The organism is Sessilibacter corallicola, assembly GCF_021290925.1.
Taxonomy (GTDB): Bacteria; Pseudomonadota; Gammaproteobacteria; order Pseudomonadales; family Cellvibrionaceae; genus Sessilibacter; species Sessilibacter corallicola.
The window spans coordinates 1,700,112-1,721,764 of record NZ_JAJSLX010000001.1; the positions used below are offsets into that span (position 1 = coordinate 1,700,112).

19 protein-coding genes are annotated in these 21,653 nt (G+C 43.6%); 9 read left to right on the forward strand and 10 right to left on the reverse strand.

What is annotated here, in order from left to right:
- Window positions 1-13: 13 nt before the first annotated feature.
- Entirely contained in the window at window positions 14-2,461 is a 2,448-nt protein-coding gene (locus tag LU361_RS07145; RefSeq protein ID WP_233088133.1) for a hypothetical protein, read from the forward strand.
- Window positions 2,462-2,559: 98 nt separating this feature from the next.
- Here the strand turns inward: LU361_RS07145 and hemF are convergent, their stop codons facing one another.
- Together hemF and tsaC are read right to left on the reverse strand one after the other, a co-directional pair.
- Window positions 2,560-3,468 carry an oxygen-dependent coproporphyrinogen oxidase gene (hemF, locus tag LU361_RS07150; RefSeq protein WP_233088134.1) on the reverse strand — a complete coding sequence of 303 codons (909 nt, stop codon included), beginning with the start codon at window positions 3,466-3,468 and terminating at the stop codon, window positions 2,560-2,562.
- A 122-nt stretch (window positions 3,469-3,590) separates the two neighbouring features.
- A complete protein-coding gene (tsaC, locus tag LU361_RS07155) occupies window positions 3,591-4,160 on the reverse strand; it encodes an L-threonylcarbamoyladenylate synthase type 1 TsaC (protein ID WP_233088135.1) in 570 nt (189 codons plus the stop codon).
- A 109-nt stretch (window positions 4,161-4,269) separates the two neighbouring features.
- On the opposite strand from tsaC, the gene LU361_RS07160 reads away from it, so the two are divergent.
- From LU361_RS07160 to LU361_RS07175, 4 genes are all read left to right on the forward strand, one after another.
- The gene (locus LU361_RS07160) at window positions 4,270-5,262 is read left to right on the forward strand and encodes a hypothetical protein (RefSeq protein WP_233088136.1); all 993 of its coding nucleotides are present in this window, start codon (window positions 4,270-4,272) and stop codon (window positions 5,260-5,262) included.
- 58 nt (window positions 5,263-5,320) lie between these two features.
- Window positions 5,321-5,662, forward strand: coding sequence for a hypothetical protein (locus LU361_RS07165; protein WP_233088137.1), 342 nt, complete (start codon window positions 5,321-5,323; stop codon window positions 5,660-5,662).
- 348 nt (window positions 5,663-6,010) lie between these two features.
- Window positions 6,011-6,340 carry a hypothetical protein gene (locus tag LU361_RS07170; protein WP_233088138.1) on the forward strand — a complete coding sequence of 110 codons (330 nt, stop codon included), beginning with the start codon at window positions 6,011-6,013 and terminating at the stop codon, window positions 6,338-6,340.
- Window positions 6,341-6,361: 21 nt separating this feature from the next.
- Window positions 6,362-7,120: a hypothetical protein gene (locus tag LU361_RS07175; protein ID WP_233088139.1), complete on the forward strand. Its 759-nt coding sequence runs from the start codon at window positions 6,362-6,364 to the stop codon at window positions 7,118-7,120.
- Window positions 7,121-7,206: 86 nt separating this feature from the next.
- Here the strand turns inward: LU361_RS07175 and dprA are convergent, their stop codons facing one another.
- Together dprA and LU361_RS07185 are read right to left on the reverse strand one after the other, a co-directional pair.
- Complete coding sequence (gene dprA, locus LU361_RS07180; protein ID WP_233088140.1) at window positions 7,207-8,370, reverse strand: DNA-processing protein DprA; 1,164 nt, start codon at window positions 8,368-8,370, stop codon at window positions 7,207-7,209.
- A 117-nt stretch (window positions 8,371-8,487) separates the two neighbouring features.
- Entirely contained in the window at window positions 8,488-9,564 is a 1,077-nt protein-coding gene (locus tag LU361_RS07185) for a LysM peptidoglycan-binding domain-containing protein (protein WP_233088141.1), read from the reverse strand.
- Between the two features lie 397 nt (window positions 9,565-9,961).
- Here LU361_RS07185 and def point away from each other — a divergent pair, with 397 nt between their 5' ends.
- The 4 genes from def to LU361_RS07205 all read left to right on the forward strand — a co-directional run bounded on the left by def (window position 9,962) and on the right by LU361_RS07205 (window position 13,225).
- The gene (def, locus tag LU361_RS07190; protein WP_233088142.1) at window positions 9,962-10,468 is read left to right on the forward strand and encodes a peptide deformylase; all 507 of its coding nucleotides are present in this window, start codon (window positions 9,962-9,964) and stop codon (window positions 10,466-10,468) included.
- Window positions 10,469-10,566: 98 nt separating this feature from the next.
- On the forward strand, window positions 10,567-11,529 hold the full coding sequence (fmt, locus tag LU361_RS07195; RefSeq protein WP_233088143.1) for a methionyl-tRNA formyltransferase: 963 nt from the start codon (window positions 10,567-10,569) through the stop codon (window positions 11,527-11,529).
- A 15-nt stretch (window positions 11,530-11,544) separates the two neighbouring features.
- On the forward strand, window positions 11,545-12,897 hold the full coding sequence (gene rsmB / locus LU361_RS07200) for a 16S rRNA (cytosine(967)-C(5))-methyltransferase RsmB (protein ID WP_233088144.1): 1,353 nt from the start codon (window positions 11,545-11,547) through the stop codon (window positions 12,895-12,897).
- A 19-nt stretch (window positions 12,898-12,916) separates the two neighbouring features.
- On the forward strand, window positions 12,917-13,225 hold the full coding sequence (locus LU361_RS07205; RefSeq protein ID WP_233088145.1) for a hypothetical protein: 309 nt from the start codon (window positions 12,917-12,919) through the stop codon (window positions 13,223-13,225).
- Window positions 13,226-13,332: 107 nt separating this feature from the next.
- Here LU361_RS07205 and LU361_RS07210 read toward each other — a convergent pair whose 3' ends face one another.
- From LU361_RS07210 to LU361_RS07235, 6 genes are read right to left on the reverse strand one after another with little or no spacing between them, the layout of a single operon-like run.
- Window positions 13,333-14,766 carry an aspartate kinase gene (locus LU361_RS07210; RefSeq protein ID WP_233088146.1) on the reverse strand — a complete coding sequence of 478 codons (1,434 nt, stop codon included), beginning with the start codon at window positions 14,764-14,766 and terminating at the stop codon, window positions 13,333-13,335.
- Window positions 14,767-14,768: 2 nt separating this feature from the next.
- On the reverse strand, window positions 14,769-15,221 hold the full coding sequence (locus tag LU361_RS07215) for a carboxymuconolactone decarboxylase family protein (protein WP_233088147.1): 453 nt from the start codon (window positions 15,219-15,221) through the stop codon (window positions 14,769-14,771).
- A gap of 25 nt (window positions 15,222-15,246) precedes the next feature.
- Complete coding sequence (locus tag LU361_RS07220; RefSeq protein ID WP_233088148.1) at window positions 15,247-16,884, reverse strand: NAD(P)/FAD-dependent oxidoreductase; 1,638 nt, start codon at window positions 16,882-16,884, stop codon at window positions 15,247-15,249.
- Window positions 16,877-20,470 carry an AMP-binding protein gene (locus LU361_RS07225; protein WP_233088149.1) on the reverse strand — a complete coding sequence of 1,198 codons (3,594 nt, stop codon included), beginning with the start codon at window positions 20,468-20,470 and terminating at the stop codon, window positions 16,877-16,879. Before LU361_RS07225 ends, LU361_RS07220 begins: the two co-directional genes overlap by 8 nt.
- 60 nt (window positions 20,471-20,530) lie before the next feature.
- Window positions 20,531-21,088: a nitroreductase family protein gene (locus LU361_RS07230; protein WP_233088150.1), complete on the reverse strand. Its 558-nt coding sequence runs from the start codon at window positions 21,086-21,088 to the stop codon at window positions 20,531-20,533.
- 4 nt (window positions 21,089-21,092) lie between these two features.
- Window positions 21,093-21,647 (reverse strand): nitroreductase family protein, encoded by a 555-nt coding sequence (locus LU361_RS07235; protein ID WP_233088151.1) that lies wholly within the window; start codon window positions 21,645-21,647, stop codon window positions 21,093-21,095.
- Window positions 21,648-21,653: the final 6 nt, after the last annotated feature.

The window sequence follows — 21,653 nt, forward strand, 5'->3', positions numbered from 1 at the left end:
AGGAAGAATTTACATGGAAATAAAAAATAATCTTTCATTATTTAGCATGAAGTTTTTAGTGTTAATTTTTCCCGTTTTCATTATTGCTTGTGGCGGCTCTAATTCCAATCGAGAAAATGATAGAATAACAAATAATCGGGAAAATGCTGCACCCATCGTAAATGTAGAGTTGAGTGACACAGTCGCTAGAGAATTTAATGAATTTACTATTAATATTTTGATTGTAGATGAAGATGAAGATGATATTTTAGTAGAAATCGAAAATTTACCTTCCTGGGCGGAGTTTGATCCTGAGCTGTTAATAATTTCTGGGTTGCCACAACCTGCAGATGTCGGAAGTGTTAATAACGTTACAATTATTGCTGACGACGGTACGAACCAAACAAGATTAACAACAGTTGTTGAAGTGGTGGATACAGAAAGTCTTGTTTTATCTGGAAATATTTACGGTGTTGAGTTCGATGAGTATGTAGTCTCTTTAGAGATTGTTGGCGGACAGCTGGAAGGGTTTGAATTCTTTCAAAATTTCAAGCCAGATAATTTTACTGGTAATTTTTCGATTGATATACCGGTTGATATACTCAGCCAGCTTCCTGATGATTTAATAATGCTTAGAGTCCAGGAAAATTCTGATGATACACCAACGTTAAATGAGCTCGTGTCGGTATTGGGCGTCGTTGATGATCTCATTAATTTGGCTGGAGAAGATAACGAACTAACTTCGGACGAATTTCCAAGACTTAACTTGTCTCCTGTTTCAACGGCGAAATACCTCTATTCGATTTCAAATGGATTACCTGAGACGTTTGATGAGCTAATCGATAGTGAAAATTCACTTCTTGCTGAAGATATTATTAAACTTGCTGCGCTTTATCGATTTACAATAGAGGAGTCAATTGACTTTAATGCGAATCGATTAACAACCGTTTTCTCTCGATTAGATTTGAATCCGTTATTTGAAATTACAAATGTAATTGAGCAATTGGATCTGGAGTCACTTTCAACTCAATCAGCCGAAGCAATTATTGTTTCAATAGAAGAGTTAAAACCTATAGTTATGGCTGAAAGTGGAATCTCGAGTTCGTTTATTGTTAAGGAACTACCGGGGATATCTGTTATTACTCAACCTTTCTTATCTGGTGAATTACCTTATGTAGTTGCCGATGTAGCCGATATTGGTTTTAACGGGCGCGGAGAATTCCATCATCGATACAACGAAGGACTACAATGGATTCGTAGATTTGGATGGAGGGTATCTGATTCTCAGTTCACTATGGAATTCGATTCTGCTCAAGAACCAGGACGTGTGGTTGTTCCAAGAAATAGATTAATTGAGGACTTTGGTTTTGATCAAGATGTTGTCGATTTTTTTGCAAACCTTGAAGTTCCTCAAGATTTGATTCAGGTGAGAAGTACAGATTTGAGAACTGATTATAACGTGGTATTTGTCACTGAAGATCGGTGGCAATTGGTTGTTGAGCGAGAAGTGGAGAACAACATTGGATTCGCTGTTAGCCAAGCGGGAGGATCTTTTGATCAATTCTCTCCAGTTACCCATTCTATAAGGGAAAATCGAGTTTTAATCACTTCCGCGATCACTGATAATAGAGGACTAATCCTTTCGGAAGATTTAATTGATCGGCCTTGGGCTTTACCTTCGAGAAATATTATAGATTTTGATAGACGGGGACTCGATAGAGGAAATGTAGTTCTCCCGGAAATATACACGCTATTTGGCGACGGGTTCTCTAGTGAGGGGGACAACGGTGGACCTGTCTACGAATGGTCAATCCAAGATACTGATGCAATAGTTTTGGATGTGCCACTTCGAGAATCTTATACGATACATCCAATATTCGAATTAGATAATCGTTATTTTGGTTACGTAAGGGAAGAATTTAACGGGTTTTTGGAGCTTCTTGGAACCGTTGAATTTGCACAGGTTGATGAACAATCATCGGTATTATTTAACGATGAATTGGTTTTGCCAGAAATTTCCTCAGAGTCTGCGCCGTTTTGGCTTCGAATTAATGGGAAACGATCACCAGAAAACTTCCGGGAAGATGGGCTTTTAAGTATAGAGAATATTTCAGGTTTTTTATTTGATACAAACGGAAATTTAAGGGAAGTTAATGGAATAAACAATGACTGTTTAGAAAATAATACCCCTTGTTTTCAGGTTTCCGAAGAAGCGTCGTCATTAGACAATAACGATAATCCTGTGGCTTTTTCGAGGCAAGGAGATTTTAATTTTTCTTTGGGTGATTTCAGTATAATAAATACTCGTTGGAGAGTGTTGGATTATGATCAAGAAACAGAGCTGGTGTTGATTATCCTGAGTGAATTAGATAGTTCAGAGTCTACTAATGCAGTAACTCCACCTAAACTAATACAGCTGCAAAAGCGTAATCTTAATGAATGGCGAGAGGAGTTTTTAGCATCTGGATTAGTAGTAAATTAAATATTACGTAAAAAAAGCCCGGCAAAGCCGGGCTAGTAATGATGGATTAGACAGATAGGAAACAAAAATAAATTCCATCAAAAAAAGATGGCAGCTTATTAAACCCAGTCGCGATCTTTAAGGAAGTATTCGGTTAATTTCGCTTCTTCGGTTCCGGATTCAGGTGCATAGTTATAACCCCAGCGAACCTGCGGTGGAAGCGACATTAAAATGGATTCGGTACGACCGCCGGTTTGTAAACCGAACAAAGTGCCTCTATCAAACACTAAATTAAACTCCACATAACGGCCGCGGCGATACTGTTGGAATTCAACGTGTTTTTCTTCATAAGGTGTGTTTTTGCGTTTTTCTAAAATTGGGCAAATGGCTTCTGCGTAGCTGTTACCAACCGACTGCATAAACGCGAACGATTTTTCGAAACCCCATTCGTTTAGATCATCGAAAAATAAACCGCCAATACCGCGTGGTTCATTGCGGTGTTTTAAATAAAAGTATTCGTCGCACCATTTTTTAAAACGTGGGTATACATCATCACCGAATGGCTCACAGGCATTTTTTGCGGTTTGGTGCCAATAAATACAGTCTTCATCGTAACCATAATACGGCGTTAAATCGTAACCACCGCCAAACCACCAAACCGGTTCTTCACCTTCTTTTTCAGCAATAAAGAAACGTACGTTTGCGTGGCTGGTTGGGGCAAACGGGTTTTTGGGATGGATAACTAGTGATACACCCATAGCTTCAAAATTACGACCGGCTAACTCGGGGCGATGCGCTGTTGCTGAGGCTGGCATTTTTGCACCCGTTACGTGAGAAAAATTAACGCCGCCTTTTTCGATAACGCCACCGTTAGCCATAACCCGCGTTCGGCCACCGCCGCCTTCTTCGCGCTCCCAATTTTCTTCCACAAATTGAGATTGACCATCCACCTTTTCCAAAGCAGCACAGATTTCATCTTGTACTTTGAGTAAATAGGCTTTAACAGCGGCTTTATCCACGGAGCTCATTTTAATTGCCTCTTAGCATTACGTTTTAATACGCATTCGATATGAGCGACTGACAATATGAGTCCAGTCACTTTAACTTGCGCGCAGTGTATCAGGGAAGGTTATGGCATTACTGAGATAAATCAAGCCGGACGCAACACCGCACCATTAAGCAAATTGCGAATTTGTGTTGGCTGCGATTGCGGGCCAACGTTGCCGGGCGCATAAGCCAAGGGTTCACCAGGAAAATATTTCCGCACTTGAATCATGGTTTTTGCTGCTGGTAAACCACCAGGGTTGGCAGAAGTAGACACAATCGGCCCGCCGTAAAGCTCGCATATCGCTTTTACGATGGGATGGGCGCTCACCCGTACCGCAAGGGAGTTGTGTTCGCCGCGAATCCACGGTGGCGCCGTACCGTTGTGAGGAATCACCCAAGTGTTTGGCCCTGGCCAAGACTGTTCTAAGGCTTGCAAATGGTTATTAGAAAGACCTTTCAAAAATGGCGATAATTGCTCAATACTGGCCGCAACTAAAATAACACCTTTTTTATAAGGTCTTTGTTTGAGGTGCAGAATTTTAAAAACCGATTGCTCATTAAACGGATCACAACCCAAGCCCCAAACGGCCTCAGTAGGGTAAGTGATTAACTCGCCGCGGTGTAACGCTTGCGCAAGTTGTATGATTTTTGAATTGGATTGCCAGTGTTGCACGTTCAATTACCAGGCTTTATTAAATTGTTAAAAATACAATGAGATTAACTGAAGATCTTATCACACGAAACTCTATGAACGACTTGTACTTAACTAGAATTGGAGTTTTATGTCAGTTTATACCTCTAAATACGTTACAGCCTTAGAAGATGGGATTTTATATCTATGCTTCGATACATTCGACGAAATATCAATAAAAACCATTATTCAGTTCCTTATAAATGAACCTGAGAAAAGGTTACAGAAAGATGGTGACTACAGCAGCGTCTTTCCAGTTTCGATTCGAATTGGAGAAAATCTGATTTTCGATGAGCATGCGTTTTGGGATTTTTATGTTCAAAGCTCAATTTTTGATGTGGAGGATATTGAAGCATATTTTGAAACAGCAAAAAATTACTTTCTTTATAGTGAAGATCAGATGCATCGTGATGACGATTTCGGTGTAGTGGGAATCTGTTCCGTATTTTCATTTTTAAAATATTCATTACCTGAGTATGAGATCGGTAAATATCGAGATAGAGAGAGCATTAAGAGAGTGATTCAAGTATTTGTTGAAGCATTAAGATACGAAGATTTGGACCACGAAATGTTACATAATGATTATATCGTAAGGGTATTATCTTTTCTTAGAAGTTGGGATGAAAGTGAAAAGCAGTTGTTTATTAAACTGTTGTTAATTCGACTTACGAGAGGTCAAATTAATCTTACTACTGGATTTATGTCTGATGCATTCGAACACTATTTGACGAGAGGAGGCTTGCGTTATTTTGTGCATTATTTGTTGGAGCATTTACAAGGAAATATTGAAGATGTGATTTCATTGTGTGGTTACGTATATGTATTTGATGATCAACCGACTAAAGATGTGCTTGAATACTGTCATATTCGTTGGCCGGAAGTTATCCCGAGAAGTGCTGTTTCAAATTATAAGAGTAATCGTAGAACCATAAGTTTGGACCAAAAGTTCCTTGAACTCTGGAATACAAAATCCAGTTTTAATACCGGTTTTCATACTGGTGCTGACTATCAATGGAAAAAAATTGAGTATACCGAAGAAAGAATTAAAAACTCATCTGTGAAAAGAATTGAGAATTTTTTGTAATTTATTCATTTTATGAACTAAGTGATATTAACCAATTTGAATGGTTGTGGAGAATTTTGTGAAATACCTAGTTATGCTGTTTTTATTATTAATGTCTATCTCTTCTAATGCCGCTTTTATTGCCAATGCTTCAACGAAAAATATGTATGTAAATTCGTTTGTGTATTTTGGTATTGATAACGCACCTGAAGATACTTGCAATTATTTTGGTCGTCACTTCCGTTTTGATGCCACGACAGAGACTGGAAAAAATATGTTCAGTGTCTTGCTTGCTGCAGAAATGGCAGATCGTAAGATTGCAATCTGGTATACCGAAAGTAGTGTGGCAGGTACGAATGAAACTAATGGATGCCATCAAGGCAATATGGCGTTGGTTTCTCAAATCGGTTTTATTGAGTAATTATGTTGATTTATATTGGTTCCCTTTATAAGGAGGGAGCCATTGTCTGTTTGTGTTTTATCAAACTACTCCCTGATAAATGAATTAATTCTCGTCTTTATTAGGAAAAATTGTTCTATCGTATACCGTGGAAATTAGTCATTTCTGCTTGCCTGCATTTTTCGATGATTTAAGCTAAGGAAGGGTTATGTTTTCTCGTTTGACGATCATTATCATAGGAATTAACAGATCTGGTTGAAGAGAAAAGTTTATTTTATACAAGATTGATTAAAGTTTTGATTTGAAAATTAACTCTTTGAATATTATAGGGTTTTAAGAAATACATCAGTTCGAATGGGTGACTCCAATATGTCTTATGAGTCCGTTTATTTAATCTGTCAGCAAGCCTCGGTGTCAGAGCGTTCTCCTATCAATATGGATGGTTCTGAATTTGTCGTCGGTGTTGCTGTGGTTCCAGCTGAGACTCGTGATCAAGCATTAGATTTGCTGAACGATTACTTTCATCGTAACCATATGGCACTGATGACTCTTGAGAGTGTTCATAAATACGAGGATAACTCTGCTGAGTTATCTGACATCGTAACCGACGACGTTACTTATGCCATTGCTAGTGCTCGCCAGCGTGGTGAGGTGATGTATGTTTGCACTGAGACTTCCGAAACACTGAATGATCAATAGGTATCTCAACAGGAGTGGGGTATGACATTTAATATAGCGAAAACCGCTGTAAATGGCGTTATGAGAAGCGCTGGGTTTACGGTTGCCGAAGGTTCTTTTCTTCCTAATTTATTAACCAATACCAATCTCATTATCAAAAATGAGACGTTAATTGAAGTTCCGCGTAAGTTGGTTTTGCGAACGTGTTTTGATCCGATAGAAGTGTGGAGAGCGAAACATAACTTTCCGCAGTTACACACAGAATCAACTTCTGGCGTTTTTAAAGGCGAATCCAAAACAGAAAAATGGTTTGCAGAAATTAATAACGATCTTTGGTTTTTTGGTATTGATGGTACAAACCCAGATGACATTATTACCTCGGTGCAAGGATTAATGCATTACACTCATTCCAGAATGGGATTTACCATGACACCTGGAGAAATCTTGGGTGAAGTGTATATTAAAAACTTGAATGCCGAGCGAGAGTCTGATCTCTCTAATATCGATTTAATCAAACAAAATAAGCGGCTTTATGAATCAACATTTACATCAGTCGTAGATGCTGCGAAAGCTCTAAATGTTCTCCATGACTTGGATATTTACGTTTATAGCAACAATAGAAACCCAAAAATTTCAGGTGGGGATATTTTGGATGCTATGAACCAAGCCGATGCCACACGAGCCTTCACCTACAGTAAGCGAATTAAACAACAATCTCAAAGTAATGATGCCACAGCTGTGACACCGGCTAATATGGTCACTAACTTACACATGGGAACTTTCTCAACGAAAACCACATAGTGTTGTTTAATCCAGCTTTGGCCAAGATTGAGTTTAGGCATGAATAAACTGATGAGAGAAATTTTTAACTGCCGAGGATTGGCGCGTTAAAACTTTCTCTCAATCACACCGTCTATGTGGCTAATTAATCCATCCAACTCCAACATTAAAATTTCCGTTTGCAATTGTTCAATAGGCAGCTGGGTTTTTTCCGCAAGTTCATCGACGGTAATACTGTCAAATTCTATCACGGCCAAAATAGGATGATTATTTTGTTCCGTTTCTGTTTTGTTTAAATTTGTTGATGTGTCATTAATTTGAAGTTTATTGAGTTCTTCAACTTTTATTGAAAGCGCGCCTTTGAGTTCATCAATAATATCTTGACTGCTTTCAACCAATTTAGCGCCGGTTTTAATTAATTGATGACATCCTTTTGCCATTGGATTATGAATGGAGCCGGGAATGGCAAATACTTCCCGATTTTGTTTTACGGCGGTGTTGGCGGTAATGAGTGATCCGCTTTTTAATTTTGCTTCTACCACCAGTGTTCCCAAACTCAATCCGCTGATAATTCTGTTGCGTTTTGGAAAACTGGAACGTAAGGGTTTGGCGCCGAGTGGAAATTCTGTCATTACGCAGCCGCCTTTGCTGATGATGTCTTCGGCAAGCCTTCGGTTTGCGGCGGGATAAATTTGGTCGATTCCGGTGGCCATTACGGCAACTGTTGCGCCTTCGCCGTTGAGCGCCCCCAGGTGTGCTTGTGTGTCAATGCCAAGCGCTAAACCACTGACTACACAAAATCCACTGGCGGCTAAATGTTTGGAAAAATCGTGCGCGTTGGCTGCGCCTTGCGAGGTGCAATTTCTGCCGCCAACAATGGCAATGGCTGGAAGGTGAAGGGCAGTAGGGTTGCCCTGGCAATAAAGCAGTTTGGGTGGATCGGGAATCTCCGCCAGTAACGTTGGGTATTGTGGGCTACCCAGTGGGATGACGCTTGTGTTTAACCGTTGCAGTGCTTCCCAAGTGGTGAAAGCGTGGCTGGTAATGGCTGCGCTTTCGGGGGTTTCTAAGAATTCTCTATAGCTAGGAAAAGACTCGGGCTTGAGTAAGGGCGAGAGAACAGACGGGTTTTCCAACAGTGCTTGAGCGTCGCCCAGTTCCCGTAAGGTTTTGGTCAATCGCGACGGAGATTTTGGCGCAAGTTGTTCGAGTATTAAGGCGTAAAGCTGATGTGTGCTGCAATGACTTGGTGGTTCTAACGTGGTGTGCATTTGCCCTCCGTGGCATGCATTTGTTCGGTTGGAAAGCACCAGTGGCGGTTTGCCTTGGGAGCTTTCGTGGTCCGGCGATTTCTGGAAACTTAATCACCGGACACTTGAGCGATTAAGCTATGGTCTTACCGGGCTGTAGAGCTTGTCGTTAGCATTGATTGGACGCTCAGCTTCTAAAACCAGCGCGTAACTGACTTTTTCAAAGGTTCTGAACACCATGGCTAAACCGACTTGTTCTTCGGGCAATTGCACCGAATTCTTCGCGATGCGGTCGTGAATGATTTCGCCTTTTTTGTAAATGGCCAGCACGTCACCGTCTTTAAGGTTTTCACGCATGCCGCGATTGACCACGATGACGTTGAATTTACCGGCGTGGGTTACGCCGTTATCCACTTCTAAAATCACACCTTCGAAGTTTTCGTCTTCTGGGGCAGAAGGATAAAACGTGGGTTCAACAGAGCGCTCTTCGTTGGGCAGCAATCGGTCGCCAATGCTGATTTCACGGGCCATGCGATTGACCAACATGGTAGAAATCTCGCCCTGGAAAGCGGTTACACGGGCGGAGCCGATATCCAAGGAGTTATAGCCGAGCACTTCTTTGGTGAATGGATCGACGTAAGCATCGCCTAAGCGGTACATGTTGTACGAAGCGATGTCGGGATTGAATTCACCGCGAGCGTAAATGCGATCACCGGTGCCGAGCACAATGCGCTGCTCCTGGCCGCCAACCACGTAAGGGGCGGAATCAAATAAGTTTTTGCTGACTACTCGGTTTTTGTTCAAAAACGCGTCGATCACATCCAGAGGAATCGCAGGAATGGCCTCACCCAGCGGAATCACACGTACTGCCGGAGACAGCTTAACGGCGTTAGGATCGCGAGTGGATGGCGACAAGCGCGTGGTTCGGCGATCGATGGTTAAACGCGGCTGACCGTCGAGATAAACAAGACGGATAACATCGCCTGGGTAAATCAAATGCGGGTTATTGATTTGTGGATTGACCTGCCAGATTTCGGGCCACATCCAAGGGTTTTGCAAAAAGGTATCGGAAATGTCCCAAAGTGTGTCGCCTTCGGCAACGATATACTCATCCGGATGATCGGCTCTGAGTTGGGCATTTTGCGCAGCGGCGCCGAAGCTGACTAACGCGCTGGTCATAGCCGCAATCACGGCCCTTTTAAGGAATTTTTTCATAGAATCCAATCCTGTGTACTCGGCCAAACGAGCATCTGCGGGTTAATATAGGCGACTCAAAACGTATTTTTGTGACGTTTCGTCGAAAATTCGCCCGCGTTGCAACCCTTGTTACAAAAAATACTCTATGTTTCTAAAATAGCAGCCTCGCTAGAGACTGTGTTATTTTATAAAATGACCGAGTTCCATACTGGGCCATTAATGTAAATTTTTGCTTGTAATTGGTGTTCAACCCATTCGATTGAAAGAAATTACAGGCTTAAGCAATCGATACGATTGCGTGCAAAAACCTTTGGTTGATCATAATGTTAGCAGCGGTTGTTGCGTATTTGCTAGAGGTTTGTCACAAAGGTATCGGCCAAACGAATCCAACGATTAAAGGTAGCGGCAAGAAAGCATGGCATTGTTAAACGTATTAGAGTTTCCAGACCCTCGTCTGCGTACGGTAGCGGAACCTGTGAAAGACGTCGATGATAGTGTACGCAAAATCGTCGACGATATGTTCGAAACTATGTATGACGCGCCTGGAATTGGGCTTGCGGCGACTCAAGTGAACATTCATCGGCAAATTATTGTGATTGATGTTTCCGAAGAGCAGAACGAGCCGCTGGTGTTTATCAACCCAGAGATTCACGCCGACGATGAAGAGTTGTACAGCTACGACGAAGGCTGTCTGTCGGTGCCGGGTTTCTACGAAAGCGTTGAACGCCCAGCCCATATCACGGTAAAAGCGTTAAACCGTGACGGCGAAGCGTTTGAAATTCAGCCTGAAGGCTTGCTTGCGGTTTGTATTCAACATGAAATTGACCACCTAAAAGGGAAATTGTTTGTCGATTATGTATCGCCAATGAAGCGCAACCGCATTCGTAAAAAGCTCGAAAAGCAACATCGCGCACGAGCGTAATGGCGTAATTCCTTCAGCCAGATTTCTTACCAAGCACTCACTTTTACGTGAGTGCTTACTTCACATCAATAAAGCCCCCATCGAGAGAACAAAAATTCGTGACGACACCGTCTTTGAATATCGTATTTGCAGGCACGCCTGATTTTGCCGCGACTCATCTAAAAGCCCTGATCGACAGCCATCACAACGTGATCGCCGTGTATTCTCAGCCAGACCGACCGGCCGGGCGTGGCAAAAAACTGCAAAAAAGCGCGGTTAAGCAGGTAGCTGAACTACACGAATTACCCGTTTATCAGCCGCTGAATTTCAAAGAGCAGGCCGATCGAGACGAACTTGCTAGCCTCAACGCCGATATCATGGTGGTGGTTGCCTACGGCTTGATTCTTCCCGTGCCAGTATTAGAGACGCCCAAGTACGGCTGTGTGAACGTGCACGCCTCTCTGTTACCACGCTGGCGCGGTGCGGCGCCGATTCAACGAGCGGTTGAAGCCGGTGACAGCGAAAGCGGTGTGACTATTATGCAGATGGAAAAAGGGCTCGATACCGGCCCGATGCTAGAAGTGGTTACCTGCGATATCACAGCGGATGAAACCGGCGGCAGTTTGCACGATAAGTTGATGGCAATCGGTTCGCCTGCGTTGATTAAAGCCTTGGACGACATTGCCCTTGGCCAAGCGACGCCAGAGGTTCAAAACCACGATTTGGCCAACTACGCCCATAAAATCGAAAAGCCCGATCTAGACGTTCAATGGAGCGAAAGCGCCGAGATAATCGAGCGAAAAATCCGTGCTTTTAATCCGTTTCCTGTGTGTTTCTCACAGCTCAATGGCGAGCGCATCAAGCTCTTTGACGCCGAGTGTGTTTCTGTTGCTGATGGCAAGCAGCCCGGTGAAATTGTTGAGGTTTCCAAAGCGGGCATTTGTGTGGCTACCGCAGACGGTGGCTTGTTGCTGAAGCGATTGCAAATTCCCGGTAAAAAGCCGATGCCGATTGCCGACTTGCTGAACGGTTACAGCGATAAATTCCAAGTTGGTCAGTGCTTTAACAGCGCTAACTCGTAACCGCGTAGCTTAATTATGACAAGTCCAGTTCGATTGGTGGCGGCACAGGTCATCGCCAGGCTTAACAGCCATCAAGAGACGCTCGCGCAATTGCTGCCCAACGCCCAAAGCCAGGTAGCAGATCGAGAGAAACCGCTGTTGCAGGAGCTGTGTTTTGGCACCTTGCGTTGGTACCCGCGCATCAAGCAAATCTATTTGCAGTTGATGGCAAAACCGCTGAAAGCCAAAGACGGCGATATCGAAGCTCTGGTGTTTTTGGGGCTCTATCAGTTGGGGTATATGCGCATCCCTGAGCATGCCGCCATCAGCGAAACCGTAGACGCGGTTAAAAAGCTGAAAAAACACTGGGCGGTTAAGCTTGTGAATGCAGTGCTGCGCCGTTATCAGCGTGAAAAAGACACCTTGAACGCAGCGGCGCTAGAATCTGATCAAGGTCGTTTGGCACATCCTAATTGGTTGATTAAAGCCATCAACAAGCACTGGCCCGATCAGGCCGACGCTATCTTCGAAGCCAACAATGCTCATCCGCCGTTTACCTTGCGTGTGAACACCGCAAAAACCACGCGGGAAGCGTATTTGTCTGAGCTGGAAGCCGCTGGAGTTTCGGCTACGGCCACACCGTTTTCAAGCGATGGTATGTTGCTCGCAGAGGCTGCCCCGGTTTTAAGTTTGCCGAAATTTACGGAAGGTTTCTCTAGCGTTCAGGACGAAGCGGCGCAGTTGGCGGCGCATTTACTGAACCTAAAACCCGGTCAATCTGTGCTGGATACCTGTAGTGCTCCCGGTGGTAAAACCGGCCATATTCTCGAAAAAGCCGACGATCTTGCCTTAGTAAGCATGGATATTTCCAATTCACGCTTAGTGCGCGTGGAAGAGAATCTCAATCGCATCGGCTTTGGCTTTTGTTACCAAGAAAAAATCAGCCAATTGGATTCGAGCAACGTACAACTGGTTGCCGGTGATGCCGTTACGCCTGAGCAATGGTGTGACGAGGGTGTGCAGTTTGATCGAATCCTGCTGGATGCGCCTTGCTCGGCGACCGGTGTTATTCGTCGCCACCCCGACATCAAACAGTTGCGTGTTGCCAATCAGATTGACGCCTTGGCGGACTTACAGTTGGCGATTCTCAACGCGTTGTGGAGCAAGCTAAAACCCGGCGGCCGTTTGGTGTACGCCACGTGCTCGATTTTTCCCGTTGAGAATACCGACAACATCGCTCGCTTTTTAGAAAGCACTGATGATGCAACAGAAATTGAGCTGGATGTGGATTGGGGAATCGCTCAGCCTCACGGCCGACAATTATTACCCCGCAATGCGGGTCACGACGGTTTTTATTACGCCGTTCTCAGCAAAAGCATTTCTGATTAAAAGAACAGATAGATTAATAATGAGTGTAGAAGAAACCGAACAAAAGAAGCTGGTTGTTATTCGAATCAGCGGTTGGATTAACGTTCTTATTTTTGTCGTTTTATTAATGACCGCAAAAAATAATTCCGCCATTCACCAGTTTTTTACCTACATTACCGCAGCAGTGTGTGTGATTGGCACCATTGCGCTGTATGGATTTTGGGATAAACTCTTTGTTCACCAGCGCAAAGAAGACGCCGACAGTTACATCAAACCCTACCGCTTTGGTTCCATTATTATTATCTTCGGTGCGTTATATATCTTAGGGGTTAAATTCCTTGGTGTGTAACACGGGTTGGTAATTTATAGGTGCGTAATATTACTGCGTAACGCCTGCGAAGCTTGTGAATCAAGCAGTGTGAATAACAAGCTTCGAGGTGAACATCAACACCAGCACTAACTGGCAACCGATAAATCGTAATCCGCCGCCGCATTGTTTAGCGTTTTATCTTCGAACAACAACCGGTGAACATCAATAATCATTGTCTCTTCGAATTCAGCCGGAATCAGCCAATTAATTAGATGATCACTGGTGCCAATCATTAAATTGCGCACCGGATAATCCGCCAAGTAAGCCAATAATTTTTGAATCAACAGGTGGTTGTTACAAAAACCGTCACCAATAATGCTGATTAAACTCAAATCCGTTTCAACATTAACCGCTCCTAAATCAGCCAGCTCGTGCTCAATCTCGGCGACTACAGCATTGGCATTGTTCAACACCGGTTGATTCACAATTACGTTGAGCACATTATCGGTGTAGGTTAACCAATCGGAATACAGCTGCGTGTTGCTGAGTTTTTTTAAAATCGAATCTGGGTCAATTCTTTCAGCAACCGAACCCACCTCAACGGTAATTAACGCCTGCGATTTTCGTCGCGTAATCGACAGCGCTCGATTGTCGGTTTTATCTTGAGTATCGTATTGCTTCACCCAAGTTCGATTTCCGTTGGGGTATTTGGTTGCGGCAATTAATACCGGAATATTGTTGCGCATTACCGGCGCGATGGTATCGGGGTGAACCACCTTAGCGCCAAACCTTGCCATGCGATTGGCCTGATTAAACGATACGGTTTCTAACAACTGCGCGGATTTAACCACGCGTGGATCGGCGGTGAAAATACCTTCCACATCGGTCCACAATTGCAGTTCGTCGGCTTTCACGGCTTCCGCTAAAAGTGCTGCGGAGAAGTCGCTGCCGCCGCGCCCTAGAGTGAGAAATTCCTGCGTGTTAACGTCGGAACCGATAAACCCTTGAGTGACGGTGATTGAATCGTGGCTGAGTTTTGATAAATAGGCCCGGCACGCAAACGAAATTCGATTGAGGTCCGGTTTTACACCCACTTCTCCGAGCTTGTGAACTTTAATTAATTGGCTGGCATCGACCACGCAATTTTTAATTTGGCTGTGGGTGAGCACTTCGCCGATCAACTCAGACGATAAATATTCCCCTTGCGCCAGTAATCGGTGGCGCAGGGTATCCGAAACCGGGAAGTCACTGTTATTGACTAAGGTTTGGAATTGCTCCAACCAGCGATCAATAATTGAATTTAATTTCGGTTTCAGAAATTCCAACGAGCAGCCGTTGATAAAATCCGTTTGGCGCTGAGTGATCTTGAGAATTACGGCGTGAGCTTGCTGCAAATCGTCCGACAAGGTCAATTCTGTTAACAGATCGGTCATCCCGGATTGAGCACTGACAACCACCAATTTAATCGAAGGATCCGACGTTATAATGTGCGCACAAGCAAACATCGCATCGACTGAGGCGACACTGGTGCCGCCGAATTTCGCTACGCTCAGTCGATCGTAATGAGTTATTTCCAACATAATTAGGCCACCTGATAAGTTCCTGCCTCAGTACCAATGGCAAGGATCATTCGATTCCAACTGTTAATGGCGATAACCGCGAGAATTAATTTGCCAATGGTGGCTTTATCAAAAAATGAAGCCAGTTGTTCGTACGCCGAATCGGGAACCTGTTGATCGGCGAGCCGAGTTAAGGTGTCGACCCAATTCAGTACGGCTTTTTCTTGATCGGTGTAATAGGGCGCTTCGGCCCAAGTATTTAAGCCGTAAATTTCTTGCGTGGTTAAGCCCAATTTTAAAGCTTCTTTGCAATGCATATCGATGCAAAAAGCACAGCCGTTAATGATTGATGCTCTAATTTTAATGAATGCGAGCAAGCGTTTATCTAAACCGCTGTCGCGAACCGTGCCCTCAACGTGGAGCAAACTGCTGTAAATTTCACTGGGAAAATCTTTGTAGGTTAGGCGAACTGTCATGACGAATCCTTATAGAGCTAAAATGTTATTGGAAGAGCAACGCGCGCAATTCATCTTTAATATCGGGTTGATAATCAAAACCCGAAACCAGCAACGCCACTTCGGAATCTTCGATGTCGCGCTGCTCAACTTGGCTGAATAACTCACAGGCTAAGGTACACAAAACATTGCGGTTGGATTTTATGGCGGCAATGATTTCATCGTTAGATAAATCCAACGGCAGTCGATTTTGCAAACGCTGAGTAAAATTCAAAGTGCCATCGACAATGATTGACGGATTGACGCCTTTGTCTTCGAGAGTGTTAGACCAACGCGTAAATACTTGTTGCATGGTTAAGTGCAATTGGCCGATGACAAATAAATCTTCGCCGACGGCATCAATCAACTCGAAGTCTGTGAGTTTGTCGTTGCAAAAAATCAAACTTAAACCCGACCACGCAAGTGTTGCGTCCCACAGGATTTTACTTGCGGTGGCAAGGTTGTGGGCGAACAAACCGTATTTACCGTCAACGGTATTGAGTAACAAATGAAAACCTTGGTAAAAGCTTTTTTCGTAACGCATTAAGCGATCACTGATGTCTTCTTTTGCCAAGTCGCGATTAATTAAGTCGGTAATGTATGTGTTGGCTATGGCGATAAAATCCGAACCTGGCGAATAAAAAGGATCAGAGAATAAGCCAGCAATGCCGGTGATTGCCCAGCGGTTTTCAGAGAAAATTTGGGAGCAACCATGACTGAAATTAATCATCTTTTTGAAATCGAGCGCAGTTGCCGAACAGTTTTTTAACCGGTCACCCAATTGCGGTTCCTTCTCTGAAATCCACTCTAACGCTTTTGGTAGTGAGAGCATATCTTTGGGGGAGTGGATTTTAGCGTCGGCAACAATACCAATACTGGTGTTGCCATTTTGTAACGGAATAATCCAAATCCAATAACCTTCACCCAGCAAATGATTGGTGCATAAATCCCGTGCAGCTTCCGATACTCGGTTTAACCACTCGGGTTCGTCGCTAAGCTCATTGATTAATACTTTTTCAGACACTCGAAACCACACCGAAAAATGATCGGTTTGTACGGTCTCATGTAATTCCAATTGGTTTTTTAACAATTGCGCCTGACCACTCGCGTCAATTAACCAGCGACTGGAAAATTCCGTTGTTTTGTTTTCTTTGGTACTTACAACAACTTGGTGATTGTCTTCGTTGTTAGCCACCGAAATAGTCTCGACAAAACTGGAATCGAAAAAGTCGACGTTATTTTCGAGTAAGGTATCGTGTAAAAAATTTTCGAAGAGGCCTCGATCAATCTGATAACTCTTTGAGTTTGGACGTTTACAATTGCCAATTTCCACGCGCTGGCTGATGTCGGAGTTATCGCCGTTAGGCAAAAAAAAGCGTAACCCGTATTTGGGTAGTTGTTGATTTTCAAGGTGATCTTTTAATTCCAACACGTTACGTAAGTAGTGCCCAGCGATATCAACAGTGGATTCACCGATTTTAAATTTAGCTTCTGGCACGGGAAACTCATTGGCATCAATCACTGCGATAGACAGTTCGCTGTTCGATTTTTTGAGTTGTAGGGCTAAGGTCGCGCCGGCCATACCGCCGCCCATAATAGTTACATCGTACTTAGATTGTTCGTACTGGGATACTTGCTTAGTCACATGGATTCTCCGTCGTTACGGACTCGCTGCTTGCACATTTGCGTGCTCGCATAACATCGGCCCGTTGTTTAACTGATTGAAAGCTGTGTGAGGAAAACGCAATATCGTTTAATGAAGAATTTCGGTTTAACGATATTTTTAAAAAGTAATCAAACCAGAGCGGTTTTCCTCGGCTTGAGTCGGTAAAAAGGCTGATGCCAGACAATAAATTATTTTTGTGGTGCTCAGCCGCTTGATGTATTTTCTCGAACCAACTGTTGCGCGAAAGGTTGTTATCAGAAGTTACGCCTAGAAACTGGAGCGTGTCTGCTAGTGATAGAGCTTCGTAAGGTAACAAGTGGGAAACTGCAAACGTAGTTCGAGAAGAAGATTGTGTTATAAATTTCGTTGCAACATTAATTGGCACGGCGTCGAAAAACAGGTTTTCCAAATTATTACGCGACGGGCACACACCAACCAGGGTAAATAAAATTAATAGGTTGTGAATGATGTCGTCCGTTCTGCCAGTACCGGTATCATTGTGTGCAGTAATTTCTCCTGCTCTAATGATGGAGGTTGAGATTCCTGTGCGTTGATGGATGTTATGACAAAGCTGTTCACCCAACCATTTACTGATTCCGTAGCCACTGGAAATTTCTTCGGGTTGGTCGTGCAAGGTTTCTGGTGAATGAGTCTCACCCGATGAAAAGCGACAGGCCGCAATGGAAGACGTAAATAACAGTGACTCAACCTCAGAGTGGTTAATGATGTTAATAATTAAATGCCACAGTTTATTGTTGCCGTCACTTAATGCAGAATAATCGGCAAGATGGTTTACGTCCGCGGCGGTGTGATAAATATGAGTTATCTCGCTTAACGTATTTAATAAATGTGGCTCTAATTCGCAGTCGTGAGAAAGAGGAATAAAAGTGATACCTCTATTTTCTGTTAGGTTGCTCAGTTGGTATCGGGCTGCGTTTGTCGTAAATTTAAGTTGTGCACTGATGGTGTTCTCAGCGCGAACAAAACAATAAATTTTGTCGAAGTTTTTACTCAGTAAATCTTCAATCAAAAAAGGTCCAAGAAATCCGGTGCTTCCCGTTACCAAAGCAATCTTTGGCCGGTTTTTTCTTATTCCTTTTAATTGCTTACGTTTAGTGATCGTTTTCGATAGCGTTTCTAGATCACCCCTAACCTGGATCTGCGTTTTTTGTACTAGGTCATTAACTTTATTTGAATTATTTAGGTTTGGAGTATTTTCTGTTTGTTGTTCAATCAACGACAGTAACGATTTAAAGTCAGCATTTTCAAGCAGGTCAGTTGGACTCAGTTCTAGGTTGAACTGTGTGTTTATTTGAGATAACAATTCCACCATTTGCAGAGAGTGAATGCCCAGCTCTGCAAAATCAGAATGCATGGCAAGCTCATGGCTGAGCGGTAATTCAGTCAGTTGACGAAATGTTTTTAGAAGCTGATCCGATAAAGTATTGCCAAGATCGTTATCTTGCTGCTGTATCGAAGTGAGTATTGTTTGGCGATCTAGTTTTCCGTTCGGTAACAGCGGTAAATGATCAACTTGATAAAAGAATGTTGGCCTCTGGTTTAGCGGTAATTTTTGAGACGTTATTCTCTGTAAATCAATAGGCGTGTATTGCGAACTGGAGTAAACAAAAAAGATTTGTTTTTCTTGAGATTGGGTTTCTCTGATCAGTAATCGAAATTCTACCGTTGGTAACAGTTGTGATAACCGCGTGCTAAGACCCGATAAATTAATACGAATGCCGCGCGTTTTTATCTGATCGTCATTGCGGCCTAAATTAACAATAAAACCCCCATCGTCGAAAAATACGCGATCACCCGTGGGATAATAGTCAGCGGCTTGTGCCAAAGGCACGATTCCCTTATTCAGATAGCCCAGTGCTAAAGACTCTCCGCGCACACTTAGAAATCCAGGTTGGAACGGTGCGCACGCATTTCCGTTGTTATCAACGATGCGAATGTCTACCGTGGGGTTGGGTTGGCCGAGGCGATTTAATTGGGCACTGTTCGGGGTTTTGAAATGTAAGCGTTCGAAAAATAATGTGTTGGTTTCTGTGGTGCCAAAATCGGAGAAGAATGTCGTATTCGGCATCAAGCATTTCAAGTGATTGTAATCGGTGATTGAAAGCGGCTCACCGGCAAAGCTCAACAGCGACAATGAGGTGAGCTTCTCACTAACTTGTGCAGAATCCAATGAAGCGAAAATGTATTTGAGTTGAGAAGGGACAAACGATAATCGTGTTATTTGATGCTGATAAACGCAATTTGCCAAGGCGCTCGGGTCTGAAAATACCGCGCGCTCAATAACAGCAATGGTGACGCCTTGTAAAAGCGGCCCCCAATATTCCCACAGGTGAGGACCAAAACCGATATCGGTTCGCTGACCGAGTAGATCATGCGGTTCGAAGGGGGCTTGTTGCCACATCCAAGTAAAACGATTGATAAACGATTGCTGGTGGTGAACAACAGCCTTTGCCTGGCCGGTACTGCCGGAAGTAAATAATACCGTGAAAGGGGACAGTAGCTGCTGAGTCGAATTTCCAGAATCGGCTATTTGCCAGAGTGAACTTAGCGCATCGTCGTAGTGGCAGTGTTTATTTTGGCAAAAGTTAAACTCGGCACTGATGACGACCACTTCGTCAGCCACTGGGGCGCTGAGTAGATCATCGGTAAAAAATATTTTGGGTTGGATCTGTTCTATTCGTCTTTGTATTTCAGTGTGCGTCAATGTGTTATCGATGGGAACGTACACTAAATTCAGTGCCGCGCACGCCGCCATAAGCACAAACAGATTGCGGCCCCGATCAATAGCAACACCAACAGCATCACCCGCTGTAATATTGTGTTGGCGTAACATTTGGCAGCAGAAGTAAATCTCTACACACAGGTCGCCAAAAGAATGGTTTTTCGCATTGTCTATGATGGCGATTTTATCGCGATTTGCTTCAATGGCAGTTAGCAACTGTTGAAAAAGCGGCGTGGTGTTCTCGCCAGGTTTATATGGAAACAAACGGTTCTGAAGCTCGTGGTAATCCAGACAGTTACCGTCATGATCACCGTTGTTTTTGATCGTATAGACCCAGGCTCCAGCCTCAGACGTATTTGATTGCAGCTCAAATAAAGGAATCAATTGCCTGATACCGTCTAGGAAAATGCGCACTCCTGACGGTAATAAACGTGAAGAATCAAACTCAAATCGCAGATTACCGTCGTGCAAAGTCAGACTTGCACAGTCACTCAGCGGCTCATTCAGTGTCGTCTCACCGATAACGAGTGGATAGCGGTATTGCGTGTTTACCGCAATATCTGCGTCGTTACTTATCCCGTGGTATTTGCGAATGCTGACCTCGTGATCCTGCCAGTGACACAGATAGATCGACACTTGAGAGTCGTGTGTGTTATCGCGTATCAACAGTTGCGAAGGCAGGTCGCCGGTAAATTGCTCGAACGCCTTAGCCGCTGCCAGTGCTAAAGAGATTGTCGAACAATTATCCGAATAGGATAACGCCTCAGAAACCGGCGAGCTGCTAGGCGTGTGTTGGTAGAACAACACATTTGAGAGATCCATAATGAGTTAGTCTCAGGCTATTGATTAGGAGCTATTGGTAATTGGCTAGACGTAATTGGGCTACAAATAAACGGTTAATTCGTCCAAAGGTATTTTCGAGCCGCGCGCAAGTGGACGTTTTGCTCGTTTTCCTAACGTGACCAGATTGGTAATAACCTGATGGTCGGGTTTATTGAGAAGCTCGCCTGCTGGCTGAAATTTAAAACCGATAAGCGGGCAGCTGTCTAAACCTCTTGCGGCAGCCGCAAGCATCACCGCTTGAGAAAATACGCCGCCGAGAATCATGGCGTTATTGCGCAGTATCTCGTCGGTCACATCTTGATCGGAATACGCACTGGCAAGCACATTCATATCGATAGACACAAACAGTAATGTACTGGCGTTGGTAAACTGCGGTTGATCAAAACCAATTTCGCGCAATTGAGTGCGCAACTCAGTGTTGTCTTCAATTTTTAAAATTCGAAACGGATTACAGCCACCGGGAGTTGGAACGCGAAAACCCATCGTGAGTATTTCACTGAGTAGTTGTGAATCAATTTTAAAATCCGGCTGAAAATGTTTGATGGCTCGTCTATCGTTGATGGCTTGATGAAAACGCGTAAATAATAAGTCTTTCATAAAATTACCATTGATCGTTGGCTAGCATAGTGTCTAAGTGCGAAGGATTGAGTGGCATGCTTAACTCGGCAGTTGCATCGGAATACAAATAGACACAGCACAGAGGTACGGTGGCCTCGTTGAGGTTTAATTCAGATATAATGGCCGCAAGATTATTTGGCGAGGCCACAGAGACACCAATATTGTCTTCAAGGGCTGAAAAAATAATATTGGTCAAAAAGAACCCACAGGATCGTGCGGCTTCATCGAGCTGAGTACGATGATTAGTACCGTAAACCGCTGTTGCTTTTTTCAGAGACAACGCTTGAAAATCTGGATCTAGGTGTTTTGCGTATTCAGGCGCATTTTCCCAAGCAGAGTAATCGCCGGAAATAATAATTGCCGATTCCGGTGGTGCTTGCACTGACGTTGTTTTCCAGTCGCATTCACTGAATAAATGACTGACTTTTTCTGGGTTTTCAACAACGTGAAAGCGCCAATGTTGCAAATTAAAAGAAGACGGCGCAAGCAGTCCGTGAGTTAGTAGTTTATTAATTACTTCAATAGTGTGTTTAGCCATTATGTA

Bases quoted from the DNA above. Each gene is read 5' to 3' on its own strand.
- LU361_RS07145 (WP_233088133.1), top strand. From the start codon at position 14: ATGGAAATAAAAAATAATCTTTCATTATTTAGCATGAAGTTTTTAGTG.
- hemF (WP_233088134.1), bottom strand. From the start codon at position 3,468: ATGAGCTCCGTGGATAAAGCCGCTGTTAAAGCCTATTTACTCAAAGTA.
- LU361_RS07160 (WP_233088136.1), top strand. From the start codon at position 4,270: ATGTCAGTTTATACCTCTAAATACGTTACAGCCTTAGAAGATGGGATT.
- LU361_RS07170 (WP_233088138.1), top strand. From the start codon at position 6,011: ATGTCTTATGAGTCCGTTTATTTAATCTGTCAGCAAGCCTCGGTGTCA.
- LU361_RS07175 (WP_233088139.1), top strand. From the start codon at position 6,362: ATGACATTTAATATAGCGAAAACCGCTGTAAATGGCGTTATGAGAAGC.
- dprA (WP_233088140.1), bottom strand. From the start codon at position 8,370: ATGCACACCACGTTAGAACCACCAAGTCATTGCAGCACACATCAGCTT.
- LU361_RS07185 (WP_233088141.1), bottom strand. From the start codon at position 9,564: ATGAAAAAATTCCTTAAAAGGGCCGTGATTGCGGCTATGACCAGCGCG.
- def (WP_233088142.1), top strand. From the start codon at position 9,962: ATGGCATTGTTAAACGTATTAGAGTTTCCAGACCCTCGTCTGCGTACG.
- rsmB (WP_233088144.1), top strand. From the start codon at position 11,545: ATGACAAGTCCAGTTCGATTGGTGGCGGCACAGGTCATCGCCAGGCTT.
- LU361_RS07205 (WP_233088145.1), top strand. From the start codon at position 12,917: ATGAGTGTAGAAGAAACCGAACAAAAGAAGCTGGTTGTTATTCGAATC.
- LU361_RS07210 (WP_233088146.1), bottom strand. From the start codon at position 14,766: ATGTTGGAAATAACTCATTACGATCGACTGAGCGTAGCGAAATTCGGC.
- LU361_RS07215 (WP_233088147.1), bottom strand. From the start codon at position 15,221: ATGACAGTTCGCCTAACCTACAAAGATTTTCCCAGTGAAATTTACAGC.
- LU361_RS07225 (WP_233088149.1), bottom strand. From the start codon at position 20,470: ATGGATCTCTCAAATGTGTTGTTCTACCAACACACGCCTAGCAGCTCG.
- LU361_RS07230 (WP_233088150.1), bottom strand. From the start codon at position 21,088: ATGAAAGACTTATTATTTACGCGTTTTCATCAAGCCATCAACGATAGA.
- LU361_RS07235 (WP_233088151.1), bottom strand. From the start codon at position 21,647: ATGGCTAAACACACTATTGAAGTAATTAATAAACTACTAACTCACGGA.